General features: G+C 59.4%; 20 protein-coding genes. 17 read left to right on the top strand and 3 right to left on the bottom strand.

All coding sequences use genetic code 11. The features are described from left to right. Positions 1 to 117: 117 nt before the first annotated feature. A complete protein-coding gene (locus WCY17_RS10800; protein WP_372702196.1) occupies positions 118 to 483 on the bottom strand; it encodes a hypothetical protein in 366 nt (121 codons plus the stop codon). 666 nt (positions 484 to 1,149) lie between these two features. On the opposite strand from WCY17_RS10800, the gene WCY17_RS10795 reads away from it, so the two are divergent. Beyond that, positions 1,150 to 1,395 (top strand): AbrB/MazE/SpoVT family DNA-binding domain-containing protein, encoded by a 246-nt coding sequence (locus WCY17_RS10795; RefSeq protein WP_372702195.1) that lies wholly within the window; start codon positions 1,150 to 1,152, stop codon positions 1,393 to 1,395. Continuing rightward, positions 1,395 to 1,742, top strand: a complete 348-nt coding sequence (locus tag WCY17_RS10790) for a type II toxin-antitoxin system PemK/MazF family toxin (RefSeq protein ID WP_372702194.1) — start codon at positions 1,395 to 1,397, stop codon at positions 1,740 to 1,742. Before WCY17_RS10795 ends, WCY17_RS10790 begins: the two co-directional genes overlap by 1 nt. A gap of 2 nt (positions 1,743 to 1,744) precedes the next feature. On the opposite strand, the gene WCY17_RS10785 is transcribed toward WCY17_RS10790, so the two are convergent. Continuing rightward, the gene (locus WCY17_RS10785; protein WP_372702193.1) at positions 1,745 to 3,343 is read right to left on the bottom strand and encodes an amidohydrolase; all 1,599 of its coding nucleotides are present in this window, start codon (positions 3,341 to 3,343) and stop codon (positions 1,745 to 1,747) included. 175 nt (positions 3,344 to 3,518) lie between these two features. After that, positions 3,519 to 4,331, bottom strand: a complete 813-nt coding sequence (locus WCY17_RS10780) for an enoyl-CoA hydratase (protein ID WP_372702192.1) — start codon at positions 4,329 to 4,331, stop codon at positions 3,519 to 3,521. A gap of 170 nt (positions 4,332 to 4,501) precedes the next feature. Here WCY17_RS10780 and WCY17_RS10775 point away from each other — a divergent pair, with 170 nt between their 5' ends. The 15 genes from WCY17_RS10775 (at position 4,502) to WCY17_RS10705 (ending at position 19,003) form a co-directional block, all read left to right on the top strand. Continuing rightward, a complete protein-coding gene (locus WCY17_RS10775; RefSeq protein WP_372702191.1) occupies positions 4,502 to 5,767 on the top strand; it encodes an ABC transporter substrate-binding protein in 1,266 nt (421 codons plus the stop codon). Between the two features lie 31 nt (positions 5,768 to 5,798). Next, positions 5,799 to 6,545: an SDR family NAD(P)-dependent oxidoreductase gene (locus WCY17_RS10770; RefSeq protein WP_372702190.1), complete on the top strand. Its 747-nt coding sequence runs from the start codon at positions 5,799 to 5,801 to the stop codon at positions 6,543 to 6,545. A 25-nt stretch (positions 6,546 to 6,570) separates the two neighbouring features. Continuing rightward, entirely contained in the window at positions 6,571 to 7,341 is a 771-nt protein-coding gene (locus WCY17_RS10765; protein ID WP_372702189.1) for an SDR family NAD(P)-dependent oxidoreductase, read from the top strand. Between the two features lie 51 nt (positions 7,342 to 7,392). After that, a complete protein-coding gene (locus tag WCY17_RS10760) occupies positions 7,393 to 8,661 on the top strand; it encodes an ABC transporter substrate-binding protein (RefSeq protein WP_372702188.1) in 1,269 nt (422 codons plus the stop codon). An 11-nt stretch (positions 8,662 to 8,672) separates the two neighbouring features. Then, on the top strand, positions 8,673 to 10,319 hold the full coding sequence (locus WCY17_RS10755; protein WP_372702187.1) for an AMP-binding protein: 1,647 nt from the start codon (positions 8,673 to 8,675) through the stop codon (positions 10,317 to 10,319). Further along, the gene (locus WCY17_RS10750; RefSeq protein ID WP_372702186.1) at positions 10,316 to 11,074 is read left to right on the top strand and encodes an SDR family NAD(P)-dependent oxidoreductase; all 759 of its coding nucleotides are present in this window, start codon (positions 10,316 to 10,318) and stop codon (positions 11,072 to 11,074) included. The genes WCY17_RS10755 and WCY17_RS10750 overlap by 4 nt, the downstream gene beginning before the upstream one ends. Before the next feature lie 69 nt (positions 11,075 to 11,143). Further along, positions 11,144 to 12,322 carry an acyl-CoA dehydrogenase family protein gene (locus tag WCY17_RS10745; protein WP_372702185.1) on the top strand — a complete coding sequence of 393 codons (1,179 nt, stop codon included), beginning with the start codon at positions 11,144 to 11,146 and terminating at the stop codon, positions 12,320 to 12,322. Between the two features lie 23 nt (positions 12,323 to 12,345). Next, complete coding sequence (locus WCY17_RS10740) at positions 12,346 to 13,488, top strand: acyl-CoA dehydrogenase family protein (protein WP_372702184.1); 1,143 nt, start codon at positions 12,346 to 12,348, stop codon at positions 13,486 to 13,488. Next, a complete protein-coding gene (locus WCY17_RS10735; protein ID WP_372702183.1) occupies positions 13,485 to 14,279 on the top strand; it encodes an enoyl-CoA hydratase/isomerase family protein in 795 nt (264 codons plus the stop codon). The genes WCY17_RS10740 and WCY17_RS10735 overlap by 4 nt, the downstream gene beginning before the upstream one ends. 35 nt (positions 14,280 to 14,314) lie before the next feature. Further along, complete coding sequence (locus tag WCY17_RS10730; protein ID WP_372702182.1) at positions 14,315 to 15,097, top strand: hypothetical protein; 783 nt, start codon at positions 14,315 to 14,317, stop codon at positions 15,095 to 15,097. Between the two features lie 5 nt (positions 15,098 to 15,102). Further along, positions 15,103 to 15,975 carry a branched-chain amino acid ABC transporter permease gene (locus WCY17_RS10725; RefSeq protein ID WP_372702181.1) on the top strand — a complete coding sequence of 291 codons (873 nt, stop codon included), beginning with the start codon at positions 15,103 to 15,105 and terminating at the stop codon, positions 15,973 to 15,975. Continuing rightward, positions 15,972 to 16,949: a branched-chain amino acid ABC transporter permease gene (locus WCY17_RS10720; RefSeq protein ID WP_372702180.1), complete on the top strand. Its 978-nt coding sequence runs from the start codon at positions 15,972 to 15,974 to the stop codon at positions 16,947 to 16,949. The genes WCY17_RS10725 and WCY17_RS10720 overlap by 4 nt, the downstream gene beginning before the upstream one ends. Before the next feature lie 50 nt (positions 16,950 to 16,999). Beyond that, positions 17,000 to 17,722, top strand: coding sequence for an ABC transporter ATP-binding protein (locus tag WCY17_RS10715; protein ID WP_372702179.1), 723 nt, complete (start codon positions 17,000 to 17,002; stop codon positions 17,720 to 17,722). Further along, a complete protein-coding gene (locus WCY17_RS10710; RefSeq protein ID WP_372702178.1) occupies positions 17,709 to 18,413 on the top strand; it encodes an ABC transporter ATP-binding protein in 705 nt (234 codons plus the stop codon). The genes WCY17_RS10715 and WCY17_RS10710 overlap by 14 nt, the downstream gene beginning before the upstream one ends. Next, complete coding sequence (locus WCY17_RS10705) at positions 18,410 to 19,003, top strand: acyl-CoA thioesterase (RefSeq protein ID WP_372702177.1); 594 nt, start codon at positions 18,410 to 18,412, stop codon at positions 19,001 to 19,003. The genes WCY17_RS10710 and WCY17_RS10705 overlap by 4 nt, the downstream gene beginning before the upstream one ends. The last annotated feature ends 114 nt before the right edge of the window (positions 19,004 to 19,117 follow it).

Raw genomic sequence — 19,117 nt, 5'->3', positions numbered from 1 at the left:
CTATGCCCACCTTGGCCTTGAATTCCGCGCTGTGAACCTTGCGTTTCCTGACCTCTGTCACGCTGTTTTCCTCCTCGGATTACAGCTTAAACCGCTGTCTCGATTCTGGGGTCCACTTTAGTCGATGAATAGGTCGGAGTCCCCGCGTCGGTCGGTATAGATGCCTAGCCGATTTTTATATGGGCTTTGCAGGATGTGGCTGTTGATGACCGTGAAATATATTCCCGGTGGGGCGTCCTGCTCTGTCTTGTGGGCGAACTGCTGATGAACGCGGCTACCGTCGAACACGGAAAACAGATGGGCAAACTCGACCGTGGAGAAGGTGCCGAATGGCAACGAGAATTGATCATTTGGAAGCAACTCTATGCCGTCGAGTCGGATGGCTGTGCCATTGAAGTAGGTGTGAACAATTGGGCTGGTCAACAGTTTTTGATGAAGGCCAGCCAAGTGTGTCAGGTAGAAGTTAGAGGGAGCGAGCGGCACTAGGATACCCTGTCAGCAAATAGCCTGACAATGCCACATTGAGGTGATCTTGGGAACCGATTAAGGCGTGTTCAGGCATAGTGGAAATTGTGGCTAGGCATGCTGGAGAGGGTCGAGGTGAGCCGTGGCAAAGTATGCCCGCACACGCCAAGATATGCCATAAGTTGACGGTCAAATTTTTGGGACAAATTTGGGATAATTTAGTCGCCAAAACACGCCAATTCATGCCCATAACAGGTCAGGGAGGGGTAGGACGTAGTTTGCTTTATATGATTGATTTTAAAGTTATATTTTGAGTTTTTGTCCCAGGTTTTAGCTATTCTTGATCCACCATTGGCGTGTGGCTGGAGAGATCGGGCTGGGTCATCAGTGTCGCAGGTCGAGTGAAGCCGGGATGGTGCCGTCATTGTAATGACTGCGCAATCCGGGCGAAAAGGATTGCGCTGTGAATCACAGGTGGAGAGCTTCGTCTTCAGTTATGTTCCCGGCATGAGGAAACAAGGCCTCATTCTGGAATTTTCAATGACTTGATCAGATAATCCCTTCGGAGCTTCTTGCTGCAGCAGGCATTACACGAACTCCATAGGATGTATTTATCCTACTTGAATAGGATATTTAGTTCTATTAAAATAGAACCTGTCCAGTCTGATGAAACAGGGAGCTCCCATGCTTCAAACTCTACGCAAAGCAGGCGGCTCGCTCGTGATGACCGTTCCCAAGGTATTTGTTGACCAAAACGGCCTCAGTGAAGGTTCCCAGGTTGAGCTTCATCTTCAAGGCAAGAAGATGACTGTCGAGGCGCCAGTCCGTCCGCGCTATAAGCTGACCGACCTGATGGCTGAAATGTCCGAAGGCTTGCCCCGTGTCGAGGGTTGGGAAGACATGCCTGCTGTCGGGCTGGAGAACGGCTGATGCCGTATGTACCCAGCCGTGGTGACATCGTGCATCTGGATTTCGACCCATCTTCTGGTCGAGAGATGAAAGGGCCACACTTCGGTCTGGTGCTGAGCGGCAAGGCTTTCAACCAGCAAGGGTTGGCGATGATTTGTCCGATTTCTCAGGGGGCTGCGGCGGCGCACCGAACCTACGGAACGGTGGTCACGCTGATGAGGGCGGGTACCGACACCCAGGGCGCTGTGCACTGCCATCAGTTGAAGTCGCTGGATTGGCGGGCACGCAAAGTGCGTCTCAAAGAAAGGGTGCCGCAATTCATCGTTGACGAGGTTTTGGCCCGAGTCGAGGCCATTCTATTTCAGTGAGTTCAGCCGGTCAGCGTGCCGTCGCCATAGGCTTCCACGCCACCGACGAGCGTCAGTCTCGACCGTGCCCCCTCGATTTCCGAGGACGGAATCGCAAGGATGTCCCGGTCCAGCACCGCAATGTCCGCGAGTTGGCCGACCTGCAGGCGACCGCGTCGTGTCTCGTGGCCCATGACGTAAGCGCCGCCGACGGAATAGGCCAGCAGTGCTTCCTCGGCCGTCAAGGCTTCATCGGCATTCAGCACCAGGCCGTTCGATGCCATGCGATCCATGGCAGCGGCGATACCCAGATAAGGTGACAGCCCGCCGATCGGATGGTCTGAACTCCCGGCGACGGGAATTCCGGCCTGGCACAGGGTGCAGCCGCGGTACAGCTGTGCCGCGCGCTGCTTTCCTACCGCCTCGGCGAAAGACTGGCCCAGGCGGCGCAGGAAGCCATACTGTGGAACGATCACCGCGCCAAGCGCCTGTACTTTTGCCAGGGCCTGCAAGTCCGACACTGCGAAGTGTTCGAGCCGGTGCCGTGCATCGTGCCTGGGGCAGGCCTGCTGGGCCTGGGCCAGGCAGTCGAGCCAGTGATTGATCCCGCGGTCGCCAATGACGTGCCCCGCAAGCTGCCAGCCCTGCGCATGGGCTTCAGCCACCTTGGTACGCAACGCCTCTGGTTCGTCCATCAGGATGCCGCAGGTGTCGCGGTCAGCATAGGGTTCCCGGAATGCGGCGGTACGGGCGCCGATGATGCCATCCACAAAGAACTTCAGGGTCCGTGCCTGCCAATGGACATCAATGGCGCCTGGTTCAAGGCTTCGCGCTTGAGCATCGCGGGGATCGATCCTCAGCATGAACCCCATGCGCAGAGGAAGGCCGCCCTGATCCCGCAGCGCATTCCAGATCTTCCACTCGACGTCGAAACCGTTGTTGAAACCCACGGCCGCTTCGACGACAGCCACAATGCCATACTGCAGGCATTCGTCAGCCAATTGCCGCAGGGTGTCGATTTTCCGGCCAGTGGAAGGCGGTGGCGCCAATGCGGCGACCATGTCCGCGGCGTTTTCCGTCAGGACGCCCGACAGCTTGCCATCCGCGCGCTCTATGGTACCGCCCAGCGGGTCGGGTGTCGTGTCGTCGAAGCCGGCGTGCTTCAGGGCGGCCGAGTTGGCCACCGAAAGGTGGCCACCCGTACGGCGCAGCAAGACCGGCTTGCCCGCCGATACAGCGTCCAGTTCCTGGCGGCTGGGATGGCGGCGCTCGGCCAGAAACTGCTCGCTGTAATCGGCTGACAGTACCCATTCGTCTGGACCAGCGGATGCGCACGCCGCCCGCACGCGCTCGAGCAGTTCGGAGAGGGTCGTTGTGCGCGGACCAAGCCCAAGGTTCATCAGCTCTTGAGCACGCATATAAAGATGCGCGTGCGCATCGGTCAGACCTGGAATGACGCGACTGCCGTCCAGCTCGATCACGCGCTTCGCAGAAGGCGCATCCTTTGCGCGCCCGATCCAGACGATACGGCCATCTTCGATCAGCACGCTGTTCATGCTGGTGTCAAGGATGCCCGTCAGGCGGCCCCCCCGGAGGAGCGTGGTCTTTTGCCGGTCAGTCATTCATTGTCCCCGTCTCAATGATACGTGTACCAATCTTCGACCCAGCGTAGCGGATTGAGTTTCCTGCGTCTGTATCCATGGATACAGATCTCGCATGCTTGTTCGGGCTTTGAACACTGTTCTGTCAAGGCGACTGGGGCCGCTTGTGTGCCACCCGACACAGTTTGCAGATCATTTATTTTTCTTCATCATGCGTTCTGACCTTCCCATGCCTGATCGCGCTGGCAAGGCCGGCTTCCTTCGTCTGCAGGTACTCGCTGCTCACGTGGCTGAGCTGGTGCAGATCAAAGTGAGCGGACAGCGCCTGCCGCATGTTCTGGACTTCGGCTGAACGGTTCAGTGATTTCTTGAGAATTTTCAACGCAAAGGGTGGTGCTTGCGCGATGCGCCCGGCCAGTGCCAGGGTCGCCGGGTCCAACTGGTCTCTGGGAACAACTTGATTCACGAAGCCGATCGCCTTGGCTTCGGCGGCCGTCAGCTTCGATCCGGCAAAGAGAAATTCCTTGGCCTGGCGCAGGCCCATGACCCATGGGTGTATCAGAACCTCGGTTGCTGCTGCGCCCATCGTGTGTGTCACGGGGTCGGAAAACACGGCGTCCTCTGAAGCTACGAGGAGATCGCACATGTTGGCCAGCATGAATCCCGCTGCAATGCAGGCCCCTTGCACCTGCGCGATCGTTGGCTTGGGAAAATCCCAGATCCGCATGCAGTATCCGTAATAGCGCTGCTCTTCGTAGGACCAGCGTTCTTCCACGGTGAATTCTGCCCGTTCCTCTTGCGCCTGCTTCAGGTCATGGCCAGCCGAGAAATCAGGCCCTTTTGCTGCAAGCACGACGACACGGGTGTTTTCGTCGCCCCGCGCATCGTTGAAGGCCGCATCGAGCTGATCCAGCATCTGGCGGCTTTGCGCGTTCCTCTTCTGGGGGCGATCCAGCCAGATTCGACGCACCGGACCGACCTGCTCAATATACAGGAATGATTCGCTCATGGTCCCTGATCCAGGCTGTCAATGACACAGAATTTATCATGAAACGAATTTGTATTCAAATTTAAAAATCCGTTGACTTGTTTCGTTTGGACGTGCTGAAATGATTTCAACCGATGCAGGAGACACGCGCATCACATGCGCTCGAATAAAGATCTCAACAAGGAGCAGAGATGACTAATCGGATATCACGCCGTCGGGTTCTGGCCGGCGGGGCCACACTGGGTTTGTTCGGGGCCACAGCGCTGCTTCCCGTCGTGGCGCGGTCGCAGCCGGCAGAAACGCTGAAGATCGGCGTGTTGTTGCCGCTCACCGGTTCACAGGCCACTTATGCACCAGATTGCCAACTCTCGGCACAGATTGCCGTCGATCAAATCAACGCCGCTGGCGGGGTGCTCGGGCGCAAGCTCGAAGTCGTGTTCCGTGATGACAAGGCCAACCCCAATGCGGCGATCGCGTCTGCGAAAGAGTTGATGGGGCAGGGCATCAATCTCTTTGTCGGTGGCCTCAATACGCCGTCTGCGCTGGCCCTGGCCGGTATCATGCACGATTCGAACGCCGTGCTGATCACCATCGGGTCCGTTGCCGATTCGCTCACGCATGAATCCTTCAGCAAAAACGTGTTCCGCATCACAGACAGCGCCTACGCACGCGCCCAGGCGCAGGCCCGGCTGGCGGCCGAAAAATACCCCGAAATCACGCAATGGGGTGCGATGCTGCCGGATGTGGAGTTTGGCCATGCGCTTTGGCGTTCGTATACGGCGGGGCTGCACAGATACTATCCCGAACTGGCACACAAAGAGCCACAGATTTCAGAGGCAGTGCTGTTCAAATTCGGCGCAATCGACTTCAAGAATCAGGTTGCGGCCATGATGCGCCAGCCGGTCGAAGGGATCTATCAATCACTGACGGGTGAGGACTTCCTCACCATGATCACGCAGGCCCGGCCGCTGGGGCTCACCCGCAAGCTCAAGGTCATCATGGACCTGAGCGGCGAGCTCGTCTTTGCGCAGACGCTCAAGCAGAATTTGCCAGAGAATTTCTGGTCCGGCAGCCACTGGTACTACGATGCCTACCAGGACGTCAAAGCCGGCAAGGAACTGTACGACGCCTATGTGGAAAGAACGGGCGACACCACACCGACCGGCTACGTCGGCCCTGCGCATATGGCGCTGAACGCCTATGTGCGGGCAATTCAGGCAGCCGGTGGCACTGACGCATCGGGTGTGATCCCGGCGCTCGAGGATCTCAGCTTTGAAAGCGCCAAGGGTGTGATTTCCTTCCGCAAAGAAGACCATCAAGTGGTCGCGGATATCAACATCATCAAATTGGGGCCAAAAGACAGCGAACCTGGATGGGTGGTATCGGACTCCGTGAAGGTGCCCGGGGGTGCGGTCATGGAGCCCGCTACGCCGGGCAAGGCCCTTGTCATCGGGTGAGAACCAGAACTTCGATTGAGTGGATTTGACCATGTCATTCAACGGGCTTTCAGGAAAGACTGCACTCGTTACGGGCGCAGCAGGCGCGATTGGTGGCGCCGTTGTCGAATTGCTGCTGGCCGAAGGGTGTCGCGTGGCCGCACTCGATCGCGATCAGGCCGCATTGCAGCGCCTCGCACAGCAACGTGCCGGCAGCGGCTCGTTGCTCTGCGTCGAGGCGGATCTGGCCGATGATGTCGCTGCACGCGATGCCGTGGGCCGTGTCCGTGAGCATTTTGGCAGCCTCGATCTCGTATCGAACTGCGTCGGGATCCTCGGCAAGTCAGGGCCTGTCGCGGAACTGGATGTGGCTGATCTCGATGCGGTGTTTCACGTCAATGTACGTGCGGTTTTCCTGGCGCTCAAATATGCGCTGTTGGCCATGATCGAACAGGGGCGAGGTGGCGCGATCGTCAACTTCGCATCGGTCGCAGCGCTGCGTGCACGGGCGGATCGCGCCCTGTATGGGGCATCGAAGCGCGCAGTGATTGCTCTCAGCTCCTCTGCTGCCCTGGAGAACGAACGGCATGGCATTCGTGTCAATGCGGTGGCTCCGGGTGCCATCGAGAGTCCGATGTACCAGCAACTCGTGCAGGCCGCGGGGTCCGGCCCCTGGGGTGGGGCAGCCAGGCCCGGCCGGCCTGACGAGGTGGCCCGCATGGTGGCGTTCCTGTTGAGTGATGATGCCAGCTACTGCACTGGTGGCGTCTATACCGTCGACGGTGGCCTGATTACCTGAAATTACGAGCAAGGAGAATACGGAAATGATTGCAGCGCCTGCCACACACACCGATCTTGCCGGACGTCTGGCCGTGGTTACGGGCGCGGCCAATGGCATTGGCCGCGCTTCGGCAATTCATTTGGCGCGCAATGGCGCCGACCTGGTACTGATCGACCTCCAGCAGGACGCGTTGGCTCAGGTTGCCAACGAAATTGCAGCTTTGGGCAGACGGTGCAGCACCAGAGTGGTCGATTGCATGGATCGCTCGCAGATCACGGATGCCTGGGATGAGCTGGTGCGCGATTGCGGCGATGTCGACATCCTGGTCAACAACGTGGGCCAGAGTGCACGGGAGCGTGCGTCCGAGTTCTGGTGTTCGGAGCCCGAGACCTGGGATTTCATCCTGCAGCTCAACCTCATGTCGATGATGACCTTTTCCAGGCTGGCCGTGCCTGGCATGCGCGAGCGCGGGCGCGGCAAGATTGTGTCCATTGCCTCCGAAGCAGCCTATATGGGATCCATCGGCGTGGCGGACTATGCGGCTGCGAAGGCCGGCATCATTGGCCTGACTCGTTCGCTCGCGCGCGAGCTCGCGCCGTTTCATGTCAATGTGAACGCGGTCTGTCCAGGCCCGATCCGAACTGCGGCAGCCGACCGTCTGCCCATCTGGGAGCAGTACCTCAAGGAAACGCCCATGGCCTTTGCTGGGGATCCTCAGGATATCGCCAATGTGGTCGTGTTCTTTGCCAGTGATCAAAGTCGCTACATCACGGGGCAGTCGCTGATCGTGAACGGCGGGCGATGGTGGAGCTGATACGGTCCATCAAAAATACAGTTTCGAGAAGGTCAACAGGAGACAGAAATCGTGAAAGGTTCTTTCAATCGGCGGCAGATGCTCGCCAGTATGTCCGGGCTTGCGCTCGCCACAGGAACAGGGCTGTTCGGACGCCTGGCCTGGGCACAGGATGCGCCCATCAAACTGGGGTTTCTTGGGCCCTTGAGCGGTGCCCAGGAGATACTCGGTTCCCCAACGCTGCTGGGCGCACAGATCGCAATCGACCAGATCAATGCGGCCGGGGGTGTGCTCGGGCGCAAGCTCGAAATCATCGCTCGGGATGACAAGGCGTCCGGCCCGGAGGCGGTCAAACAGGCTCAGGATTTGATTGGCGAGGGCGCCCATCTGATGTTGGGCACGATTCAGACTGCCGTGGCGTTGGCCGTCATGCCGATGCTGAAAGAAAACGATGCCGTGCTGATTTCCTGCGCGGCGATCGCCGATAGCCTGACGCACGAAGCCTTCGTGCCGAATTATTTCCGCATCAGTGACAACTCGTACATGCGTTATCGCGCGCTGGCGCGAGTCATGGCCGAAAAGTATCCGCATGTCACCAAATGGACGGGCATCTTTCCAGATGCTGCGTATGGCCACCAGTCATGGGACGGTTTCGTTGACGGTCTGAAACAGTATTACCCTGAAATCGCCAAACAGGAAGTCGAGATCTTCGAGCCGGTGTTGACCAAGTTCGGTGCCACCGATTTCAAGACGCAATTGACGGGTCTGATGCGCAGTCCCGCGACGGGGCTGTTCAACAACACCAATGGTGCGGATGCCGTCACGCTTCTTGCCCAGGGTGCTGCGATGGGGTTGGACCGAAAATTCAAGGTGATTGCGGATGGTGCCAATGAATTCAACGTGCCCAAGGCGCTTGGCAAGCGCATGGTACCCAATTTCTGGACAGCCATGCACTGGTACTACGGTGGCTATCAGGACACGCCGGTGGGCAAGAGGCTTTACGACGCGTATATGAAGAAGACCGGCGATCGCTTCCCACTGGGCTATGTCGAACAAGGGCATGCAGCTGTATTGGCCTATGCCAAGGCAATCGAACTGGCAGGCAACGCCAACCCGGCCGATGTCGTGAAGGCGCTCGAAGGTCTGAGCCTGGACACTGCGAAGGGCACCAGGATTCTGCGCAAGGAAGATCACCAGGCTGTGCTGGATCTCAACTTCATCAAGATCGATCCTGACTCGTCCGATCTGGGTTGGACCGTATCCGATTTCGTGAGGATTCCAGGTGCCGAAGTGATCGAGCCCCCGAGCCCCGGGAAAGAGGTTGAATTCAAATACAAGTAATGGAAGGCAACATGCGTGAGGATATCAGCGGCTGGTCGATCCTCTGGGACGAGGGCCGCGCCCGGCAACTCAAGGCGAAAGGCATCTGGGCCGGCAAAACCATCGCCGACTATGCGGATGCCATGCTGGCCGCAACACCTGACCGTGTGCTCGTCATAGAGCGTGAAACTGAGCATACCGTGCGTACATTGCACGCAGAATCGCGCAGGCTGGCACGTGCATTGATTCAACGGGGTTACCGGCCCGGCGATACCGTTTCCTTTCAGCTGCCGAACTGGTATGAGGCCGTGATCGTCAACCTGGCAGCTGCAATGGCGGGGTTGGTGGTGCAGCCGCTGGTCCCCATCTATCGTGATGCGGAAGTCGGTTTCATGTTGGCCGACAGCCGCAGCAAGCTGATCTTCATCCCGGCGTCTTTCCGGGGCTTCGACTACAAGGCCATGATGCGCCGGTTGCTGCCCGGCCTGCCGCGGCCCGTCGAAGTGGTCGTCTTGCGCGGCCAGGCCGATGAATTCCTGGATTATCGCGCCCTGCTGGATAGCGCCGATGAGGCCACGCAATTGCCACGCGTCGATCCGGATGCCATCAAGATGATCATGTACACGTCGGGCACGACGGGGCGCGCCAAGGGCGTATTGCATAGCCACAACAGTCTGCAGGCCGAAAACTGGATGCGCCTGACGCATCTTGGCCTGACGCCCGATGATGTGATGTTCAACCCGTCACCGGTGACCCACGCGACGGGCGCATTGTATTCGTTGTGCCTGCCGTTCACAGTGGGCATCACCACCGTCATGCTCGATGCCTGGGATGCGCCTCTGGCGCTGGACATGATGCGGCGCCGACGGGTCACGGGTATCGTGGCGGCCACGATTTTCCTGCAGGGGCTGGTGGATGAAGCCAAACGGCAAGGCGAACATCTGCCCGCGCTCAGGTTCTTTCTGTGCGGTGGTGCGCAAGTCCCACCTGACCTGATACGCGAGGCGGGGCGCGTCTTTTCCAACTGTGTCGTATCGCGCATTTACGGCTCCACCGAAGCGCCCTGCATCACTGCGGGCGTGAACACGCGCAGCCTGGTTGATGAGGGCGCGGAAACCGATGGCGAAGTCTGGCATTCAGAGGTGCGCATTGTCGACCCTGTGGATGGCTCGCCTGTGCCGATGGGGCACGAAGGTGAAATCATCACGCGGGCGCCGCAACTCTTTCTCGGTTATGCGCATGCGGAAGACAATGACGATGCATTCGACCCCGACGGGTTTTTCCGCATGGGCGACTTGGGTCGCCTGACAGAGAACCGGTTCGTCACGGTCACGGGGCGCAAGAAAGACCTGATCATTCGTGCTGGCGAGAACATCAGTCCAAAGGAAATTGAAGACATCCTGTTCAACCATCCGGCCATTGCCGACATCGCGATCGTGGCAATGCCCCATCCACGAACCGGTGAAGCCGCCTGTGCCTTTATCGTCCTGCGGCCAGACCAGTCTCTCGATTTGGCGGATGTTGCACGATTTCTGGATGACGCCGGCGTAGCAAGACAGAAGATTCCCGAGCGGCTGGAGATCGTCGAAGAGTTCCCGCGGACCAGCGTCGGCAAGGTGCGCAAGGATCAACTCAGGCAGATCATCAAAGACAAGATTGCTTCGGAGGCCAGGCAATGACTACCCAGGGTGCAGAAATGCCAGAGCCGGTGCGACAGCTCGAGGGGCGCCGCATCATCATCACGGGCGCATCGGCAGGCATAGGGCGCGCGACGGCCGAACTGTTCGCCCGACATGGTGCACGGCTGACGTTGTTCGATCGCGAGCCGGTGGATCTGGCCTTGCCGTTGCAGAATGCCATGGTCCTGGACGTCACCGACGAATTGGCCGTGGCCGACGCGGTGGCTCGGGCGGCTGCGGACATGGGCGGTATCGATGGTCTGGTCAATGTGGCCGGGGTGTTCCCTGTGGCCCGGATCGAAGACACGACATTGGCACTGTGGCAGCGCACGCTCGAGGTAAATGCGACCGGGCCGTTTCTGATGCTCAGGGCCGCCGTGCCGCATCTGCGCGCTGCGGGCCGCTCGACCGTGGTGAATCTCGGTTCGGCTTCGGCGATCGTCCCTTATGGCGAACTGGGTGCCTATGGCGCCAGCAAAGGCGCGCTTTCGGTGGCCTCAAAGGTGTGGGCAGCCGAACTGGGGCCCGAGATTCGTGTGAATGTCATCGCCCCAGGGATGACGCGCACGCGCATGGTCAGTGATTGGTATCCGGACACCGAACAACTGGCTTCGCGTGCAAAAGCGCTTTATGCGTTGCAGCGTATTGCAGAACCCTCGGAGATCGCCGAGGGGATTCTGTTTCTGAGTTCACACGCCTCCAGCGTCATTACCGGCACCACACTGGTGATGGATGGCGGCCGAACTTTTCATTGAGCACCGAGCAACCAGCAACCAGCCGATGGCAAGGACCATGGCACCCAAGGATTTGAGATGGATTTTGGAGTGACCGCAGCAGATGAAGTATTCCGAACCCATGTTCGGGAATTCGTTCGTGCACACGTGCCGCCGGACATGGCGGCGCGGACGCGCCATGACGTACACGCCACAAAAGAGGATCTGCAGCGCTGGAACCGTATTCTGTATGAGCAGGGCTGGGCAGCACCGCATTGGCCCATGGAGTATGGCGGCACGGGCTGGACGCCTCTGCAGATTCATATCTTCGAGGAAGAATGTGCGGCAGCAGACGCCCCCTTCATGAGTTATTTTGGTTTGCGGCTCATCGGGCCGCTCATTTACACCTTCGGCTCCGCAGAGCACAAGAATGCGCACCTGGAGGATATTCTGCGTGGCGATGTCTTCTGGTGTCAGGGGTTTTCTGAGCCGTCCTCAGGTTCGGACCTCGCCTCGGTTCGAACCACTGCTGTGCGCGACGGCGATACCTATGTCATCAATGGTCAGAAGCTCTGGACCACTGAGGCTCATTACGCAGACAAAATGTTCTGCCTGGCGCGCACCGATCCAGACATCAAGCCGCAGAAAGGCGGGCTGACGATTTTCTTCATCGATATGAAGCAGCCCGGCGTCACGGTCAGGCCCGTAATCACAATTGATGAAGGCCATAGCGTAAATGAGGTGTTTCTCGACAACGTTCGGGTGCCGGCATCCGATGTTCTGGGCGAAGAAGGACAGGGTTGGGCGCAGGCCAAGTTTTTGCTTGGCAACGAGCGCGTCACCAATGCGCACGTGCCCCGTGCCAAGCGGGACCTTGTGCTGCTCAAACGCATGGTGAGCCGCGCCATCGGGCGCGGCGTGACGCCTACGACAGAGGCGCGCCTGAGTGAGCGCATTGCCCGGCTCGAAATCGACCTGGCCGTGCTTGAATGGTCTGTCTTGCGCGAACTGTCGACGTCAGGCCGCACCAGGAGTCAGATTTCCGCCTCGGGCCTGAAGATATTGGGCAGTGAACTGCAGCAGAGAATGTCCGATCTGGCGATCGATGTCGTCGGCCCGCAGGGCCTGATTTTCTTCGAGCCGCACCATGACCCGTCCGCTGTCTTGCCAGGCGGCGCGGATGACGAACTGCCCGGGCTGGCAGCACGCCAGCTGTTCTTTCGTGCGACCACCATCTACGCTGGCACGAATGAAATTCAGCACGAAATCATCGCACGTGAAGTGTTTTAGTCGGGCCAACGTGGAGAATACTCTTGGAATTCAGTCTTACATTCGAGCAGGCCGCGCTCAAGGATGCCGTTGCGCGCTTTGTTGCAGACTCTCACAGCTTTGAGGTGGCGCGCAGTCTCGCCGCGTCCAGTGGTTTTTCATCGGATCACTGGAACAATTTCGCCGATTTCGGCTGGCTCGCCTTGCGTGTGTCGGAAAATCGTGGTGGGCTGGCAGCCAGCCCGATCGAGGCGGCGTTGATCATGGAGGAGTTCGGCCGTGGTTTGGTGGCGGCACCCTATGTCTCCACTGCAGTGCTTGCAGCCCGATTGCTCGACGGTGCAGGCGGCGCCCAGGCGGCGGTCGATCGGCTGATTGCGGGCGAGGCCGTGTTTTCCGTGGCGCCGCTCGAGGGCACCGTGCCGGCCGGTGAGGTCCTCCGCGCCAGAGATGCCGGCAACGGGTACGTATTGTCGGGCCGGGTGCCACTGTGCCTCGATGGTGGCGTGGCAACAGACTTCATTCTGCCAGCCCGGCTCGATGATACGCAGGGCTGGTGTCTGTTCCATGTGCCGGCTTCGACTGCTGGCCTGGGGCGCCGCACATATCGCAGCATCGATCAGCGCAGTATCGCCGACCTGCAACTGGATTCGGTCCGTATTGGGCCAGAGGGTCTGCTTGCAGGCTCGACTGATGCGTCGAAGCGTCTCGGCGAGGCATTCGATGAGGCACGTCTGGCACTGGCAGCAGAGGCGCTTGGGTTGATGGAGGCGGCGATCGACGTGACAGCGGCGTATCTGGGCCAACGCAGGCAATTTGGTCGTCCACTGTCAAGCTATCAGGTGCTGACACATCGGGTGGCCGATATGCTGGTGCGCAAGGATCACGCCCGCTCGATGCTGTACCGCGGCCTTGCACACCTGTGCGAGATCCCAAGCGTGCGTGAAGCTGCAGTATCTGCAGCCATGGTGGCCATCATCGAGCGCGGCGAGTTCATTTGTTCACAGGCGATCCAGCTGCATGGCGGCATCGGCATGACGGAGGAACATGTGGTTGGGCATTACTACAAGCGCCTGCGTGCCATTGGCAGGACCTGGGGGGATTTGAACTGGCATATGGATCGCTTCATGGCGCGCACGGGGGCACGCGCGCAGGTCCAGCCCACGCACGAGGAGATGGTGGCATGAGACTTGGAGAGCTTCAGTACATTGACGTGTCCATCGCGGATCGTATCGCAACGGTCACGCTGCAACGCCCCGACATGCTGAATGCCGTTGGTGCCCGCATGCATTACGAGCTGAGTCAGGTATTCCGCCTGCTTGAAGCGGATCCGGCGTGTGACGTGGTGGTGTTGACGGGTGCAGGTCGCGCCTTTTGTGCAGGTGGCGATCTGGAATGGCTGCAGAGCATGGTCGAGGAGCCGGCACGCTTTGACGCCATCATGGATGAGGCCAAGGCCATCATTTGCTCGATGCTCGACATGGGCAAACCGATGGTCTGCCGCATGAATGGCGATGCGATTGGCCTGGGGGCCAGCCTGGCCCTGTGCTGCGACATCATCATAGCGAACGAGACCGCGCGCTTTGGCGATACCCATGTCCGCGTGGGCCTGGTGGCGGGTGATGGCGCGGCCGTTGTCCTGCCTTATCTCGTCGGCTACATGCGGGCCAAGGAGATGTTGCTCACGGGCCAGTTGCTGTCCGCCCAGGAGGGGCACCAGATGGGGCTGATCAACCATGTCGTACCCGAGGATGAGCTCGACGCCCGGGTGGCGCTGATCGTCGGTCGGCTGGTCAAAGGCGCCAGGCAGGCCATTCGCTATACAAAGCTGGCCCTGAATGCACGGCTTCGCTCGGATGCGCAGGGCATGATGGGCATGTTGATGGCGTACGAAGCACTCTCGAGCCGGTCGGCAGATCATGCCGAAGCCGTTGCGGCGATCCGGGCCAGACGCAAGCCAGAGTTCACGGGGAATTAGCCATGTCCGGGCGAATCCGATTGCGACAGATCTGCATGGTCGTTGAACAGCTGGAACCGATCCTGGATCGACTGATTGAGGTCTTCGATCTCCGGGTCTGCCATGGCAAGGGTGACTTGAGCCGCTACGGGGTACCCGATCAGGCGCCGCCGTCGTACCAGGCCGCGTTCTTCGCTCATCACGGTATCCGGGGCGCGTTGCTGCCAGTCGGTGATACGTTTCTTGAAGTCATCGCCCCATTGCGTCCGGATGTATCCGCAGCCCGCTACCTGCAGCGGCGTGGTGAAGGGGGCTATATGGTCATCACCGAGGTCGATGACCTGCAGCGTTGGCGTGATCGTGCTGCCGCACAGGCGGTTCGCATTGCCGGGGCCGTCGACTATCCAACCTATCAAGAGCTTCAACTCGATCCGCGGGATGTCGGGGCATCGATACTGTCATTTTCGATGCAGCGGGTAGGGCGGCCTTTTGATGGCGGCTGGTTTCCCGCGGGCGAGGCCTGGCAGGAACGTGCAGCACCTGGGTGGCAGGGCATTGTTTGTGCGCGGCTGTCTTCAACGGATCCCGAGGGGCTTGCAGGGCGCTGGTCCAACGTGCTTGACCGGCCGCTGATGGCCGATCGTGGTGTTCCGCGCATCGATCTCGATGAGGGCACGATTGAATTCCAGCGGATCAATGGCCCCGCTCGGCTCTCGGGCATCGATCTGGCAGGGGCGTCGTTTGGCCCGTCACTCGCCCGCGCTTGCGAAGCCGAGCGTACTGCAGATGGCCAGGGGATTCGCATTGCCGGCCTGGAGTTCCGCGAGGGTTCGACATGAACGCGATGGATCTTCTCTTTTCGCTGACGAACGGTTTTGCCACCGGCATGGCGATTTTCCTGGTTGCGGCCGGCTTGACCCTGATTTTCGGCATCCTGAAGATCCTGAACTTCGCGCATGGGGCATTCTTCATGATCGGGGCCTATATTGCCTATACCGTTGTCGGCACGTTCCCATCATCGCTTGGCCTCTACGTTCTTGCAGCGTTCGTGGCCGGCCTGGTGGTGGCCGCACTGGGTTATGTGGCCGACCGCATCGTATTGCAGCGACTTCGGGATGTCGATGAGGCCTATATGCTGATTGCGACGTTCGCCGTCCTGCTGATCTGTACAGGCGTGGTCAAGATCATCTGGGGCGTCAACTATGCCTCTGTCAATCCACCGCCATTGCTGGACGGCGCACTGGATGCGGGCGGGCTGCTGATGCCGACCTATTCGATTTTCCTGATGGTCTGTGGGGTACTGGTGTACCTTGGGCTTGATTTTGCAATCCATCGCACCTGGCTGGGCAAGTTGCTGCAATCGGTGGCCAACGACAGCTGGATGTCGAGCCTGTTGGGCATCAATGTGCCGGTTGCGCTGATTGCCACTGTGATCGTGAGCTTCTTTCTGGCCGGGTTGGCTGGTGGGTTGTTGCTTGCGAACCAGACGCTCTCGCTGCTTCTGGGAGAAAGCTATCTGCTGCTCGCTTTCATGGCGGTGGTCATAGGCGGGCTGGGCAATGTGCGAGGCGCCTTTGTGGCCTCCATCCTGCTCGGGGTCATCGAAAGCGCCAGCTCGATCATCATGCCCAACATGCCGGGCATGGCAACCTATCTGTTCGTGATCATTTTCCTTGTCATCAAGCCCCAGGGCCTATTTGCAGGGCATCAGGTATGAAGCTGCTCAAGATCCTTCTGCTGGCTGCCGCTGTCGCCGCCTTTGTGAGCGTCCCCGCATGGGCGGATCAGGGTGTGGTATTTCTGGCCGGCCTCGTCATCATAGAGACCATTTTTGCGTTGTCCTGGAACCTGTTGTTCGGCTATACCGGTCTGGCGAGTTTTGGCCATGCGGCGTTCTTCGCGATGGGTGCGTATCTGACCGGTCTGGCACTGCGTACCGCATTGGGCGTGCCGTTTCTTCTGCTGATCGTTGCCTCCGGTATCCTGGGGGCTGTTGTTGCAGCCATTGCTTCACTGGTGCTGTTGCGCCGCACGACCGGGATCCATCTCGCCATCCTGACCCTGGCGCTGGCCGAAGTGCTGCGCATCATCATTTCCTACAGTACCACGCTGGGCCGGGAGGACGGTTTGGCCTCGATTCCGCGGCCTTCCATCGATCTGGGCTTTGTGATGCTGAATCTGTCACACGGAACGGCATACTATTTATTTCTGTGTGCCATCGGCGCGCTGCTTGCCGGGTTGCTCTGGGTCATCTGCAGCGGACCATTTGGCCGGACACTGGTCAGTATTCGCCAGGATCCCGAGCGTGCCGCGTTCATTGGCATCAATGTCGGGCGTTACAGGCTTCTGGCGTTCACGCTGTCCGGTGGTGCAGCGGCAATGTCGGGTGCGCTTTACGCGCCGTGGGCCCAGATTGTGACGCCTGAATCCGCCCACTGGCTGCATTCGACCCAGCCTATACTTGCGTCGCTGCTGGGCGGTGCCTATTCGTTCTGGGGGCCCTTGATCGGTACAGTGCTGTTTTCCATCATCAATTATTTGACGAGAGGCCTGGTGGGGGCATCGGAGATCGTGATCGGTACGATTTTGCTGATCATCATTCTGGCTGCGCCCAGTGGCGTGGCAGGGCTCCTGAAGGCGCTTGGTTTGCGTCTTTCTGCAGGCACCACCAACGAGGGGAAGAAGCAATGAGCGCCATTCTTCGTGTGGCGGGTGTTGACAAGAGCTATGGCAGCCATCACGTGCTCAAGGCGATCTCCATGGAGGTCATGTCCGGTGAGACCTTCGCGATCATCGGGCCCAACGGTGCGGGCAAGACTACGCTCTTCAAGGTCATGACGGGTGAAGTCTTTGCCGAGGCCGGTGAGCTTGAATACGCCGGGCAGAATATTACGCAGATGCCTGCGCATGCACGTGTCGCAATCGGCATGGGGCGCACCTTTCAGATCGCGCGAATCTTTCCGGACGTGACCGCGCGCGAAAATCTTGTCGTGGCCATCGAGGCGCGCCGCCGCATGCGCCGCGAATCGCCGCAGCCCTGGTTTTTGGTGACGCCGCGCGCGCAGACCATCGAGGAGGCGGATGCACGGTTGCGCGATGTGGGGTTGCTGGAAAAGAAGGATATCGAAGCGAAATTCCTGTCGCACGGCGACAAGAAACGCCTGGAGATTGGTATTGCATTGGCTGGCGAACCGCGCGTGCTCATGCTGGACGAGCCCACTGCAGGCATGTCCCCGTCGGATCGCGTGGAAACCAGTGAATTGCTGGGCCGACTGCGTGCCAGTACCGGCGTCACGATCGTCATGACGGAACATGACATGGATGTGATCTATGGCCTGGCCCATCGCATATTGGTGATGAATCAGGGCGAGGTCATTGCCATTGGGGACATTGATGAAATCCGGGCCAATGCGACCGTGCGCGACGTATACCTCGGTAAGGAAATGTACAGTGCTGACGATTGAATCCATCGATGCTTTTTATGGTGAGAGCCAGATTCTGCATGGCGTGTCATTGGAGATTGCCGATGGCGAACGCGTAGCGGTCATTGGGCGCAATGGCGCCGGAAAATCGACTCTGTTCAAGAGCATCATGAACGCAGGGCCCCGGGTAGCGGGCCGCATTGTCTGGGATGGTGCGGAACTCGGGTCGCTGGCACCCTACCGGCGGGCACGGCGTGGTTTGGCTCTGGTGCCCGAAGATCGCCGCATCTTTGGCCACGTAACAGTATTGGAGAACATTGAAATGGCACGCCATGCGGCGCGCCCTGGCACCGAGCCCGATTCTGCCGAGGCAGTGCTCAACCGTTTCCCGATGCTGGTCCCGCTTCGGGATCGTCTGGGCAGCCAGCTGTCCGGTGGGCAGCAGCAAATGGTTGCGGTAGCGCGCGCTGTGGCTGCCAGGCCGCGCCTGATGTTGCTGGACGAGCCCACCGAGGGTCTGGCGCCCGTGATCATCGAGAAATTGGCACACGATGTCGTTTCGGTTTGCGATGAAATCCGTGCGGGCTTGTTGTTGAGCGAGCAGAACCTGTGGTTTGCCCGACAATGCACCACGCGGCTATATATCATCGATACCGGTGGTATCGTGTTCAAGGGCGATTGGAAGGCACTCGACGCCCAGCCTGAGATCAAGCAACGCTATCTCGCTGTATGAACCGCGTCGTGCATGCGAACCCACTGCGGTTGCCAGGCCACGGCCTTCCTGTGGGTGACCCAAGGCTGCCCAGGTATCGGATCCGTGTGCAGCCAGAGTGGATCGACGGCAATCGTCACATGAATGCAAGTTATTATCTTGCTGCGATCAAACAGCCGGCAATCGATCTGCACCAATACCTCGACTATGGCGATGATTTCCGTGCGCGCTCGGGTGAGTCGAACTTTGTCCTCGAAGCGCAGGTGGTCTATCTGCGCGAATTGCTCCTGGATGATCCGGTTGTCATTACTGCGCGCATTACGGCGCTGGGCGAGAAGACGATGACGGTGCTCTTCGAACTCATTCATGAAAAGCACAATTACCTTGCCGCACTGGTGGAATATCTTCTGGTTCATGTGGCGCTCGGGCCTCCGCCAAGGACAAAGGCGATCCCACCCGGCCTTCATGCACGCTTGCATGCCGCATTCATCGAGCATGCGCAGCTTTCTTTTCCGGATGGGGCGAATCGCCTGGCATCCATGAAATTTCGCAAAACCGAGGCCAGCAGCGGGAACGGTGCTGGTAAGGATGGCGCTGGTAACAGAGCTTGACGTTGTTGCAGTCTCTGAGAAAATGTGGCGACTACAGGCCGGATGAAAACGGGCCTGCCTGGGGGATGATCCACACTGCCAGAGCCACAGGAACAGGAACAGGAACAGGGGCGC

It is taken from the genome of Castellaniella sp. (assembly GCF_041677825.1).
Classification (GTDB): Bacteria; Pseudomonadota; Gammaproteobacteria; order Burkholderiales; family Burkholderiaceae_B; genus Castellaniella.
Note: the sequence above shows the minus strand (reverse complement) of the source record. Positions and strands in the feature narration are given on the sequence as shown.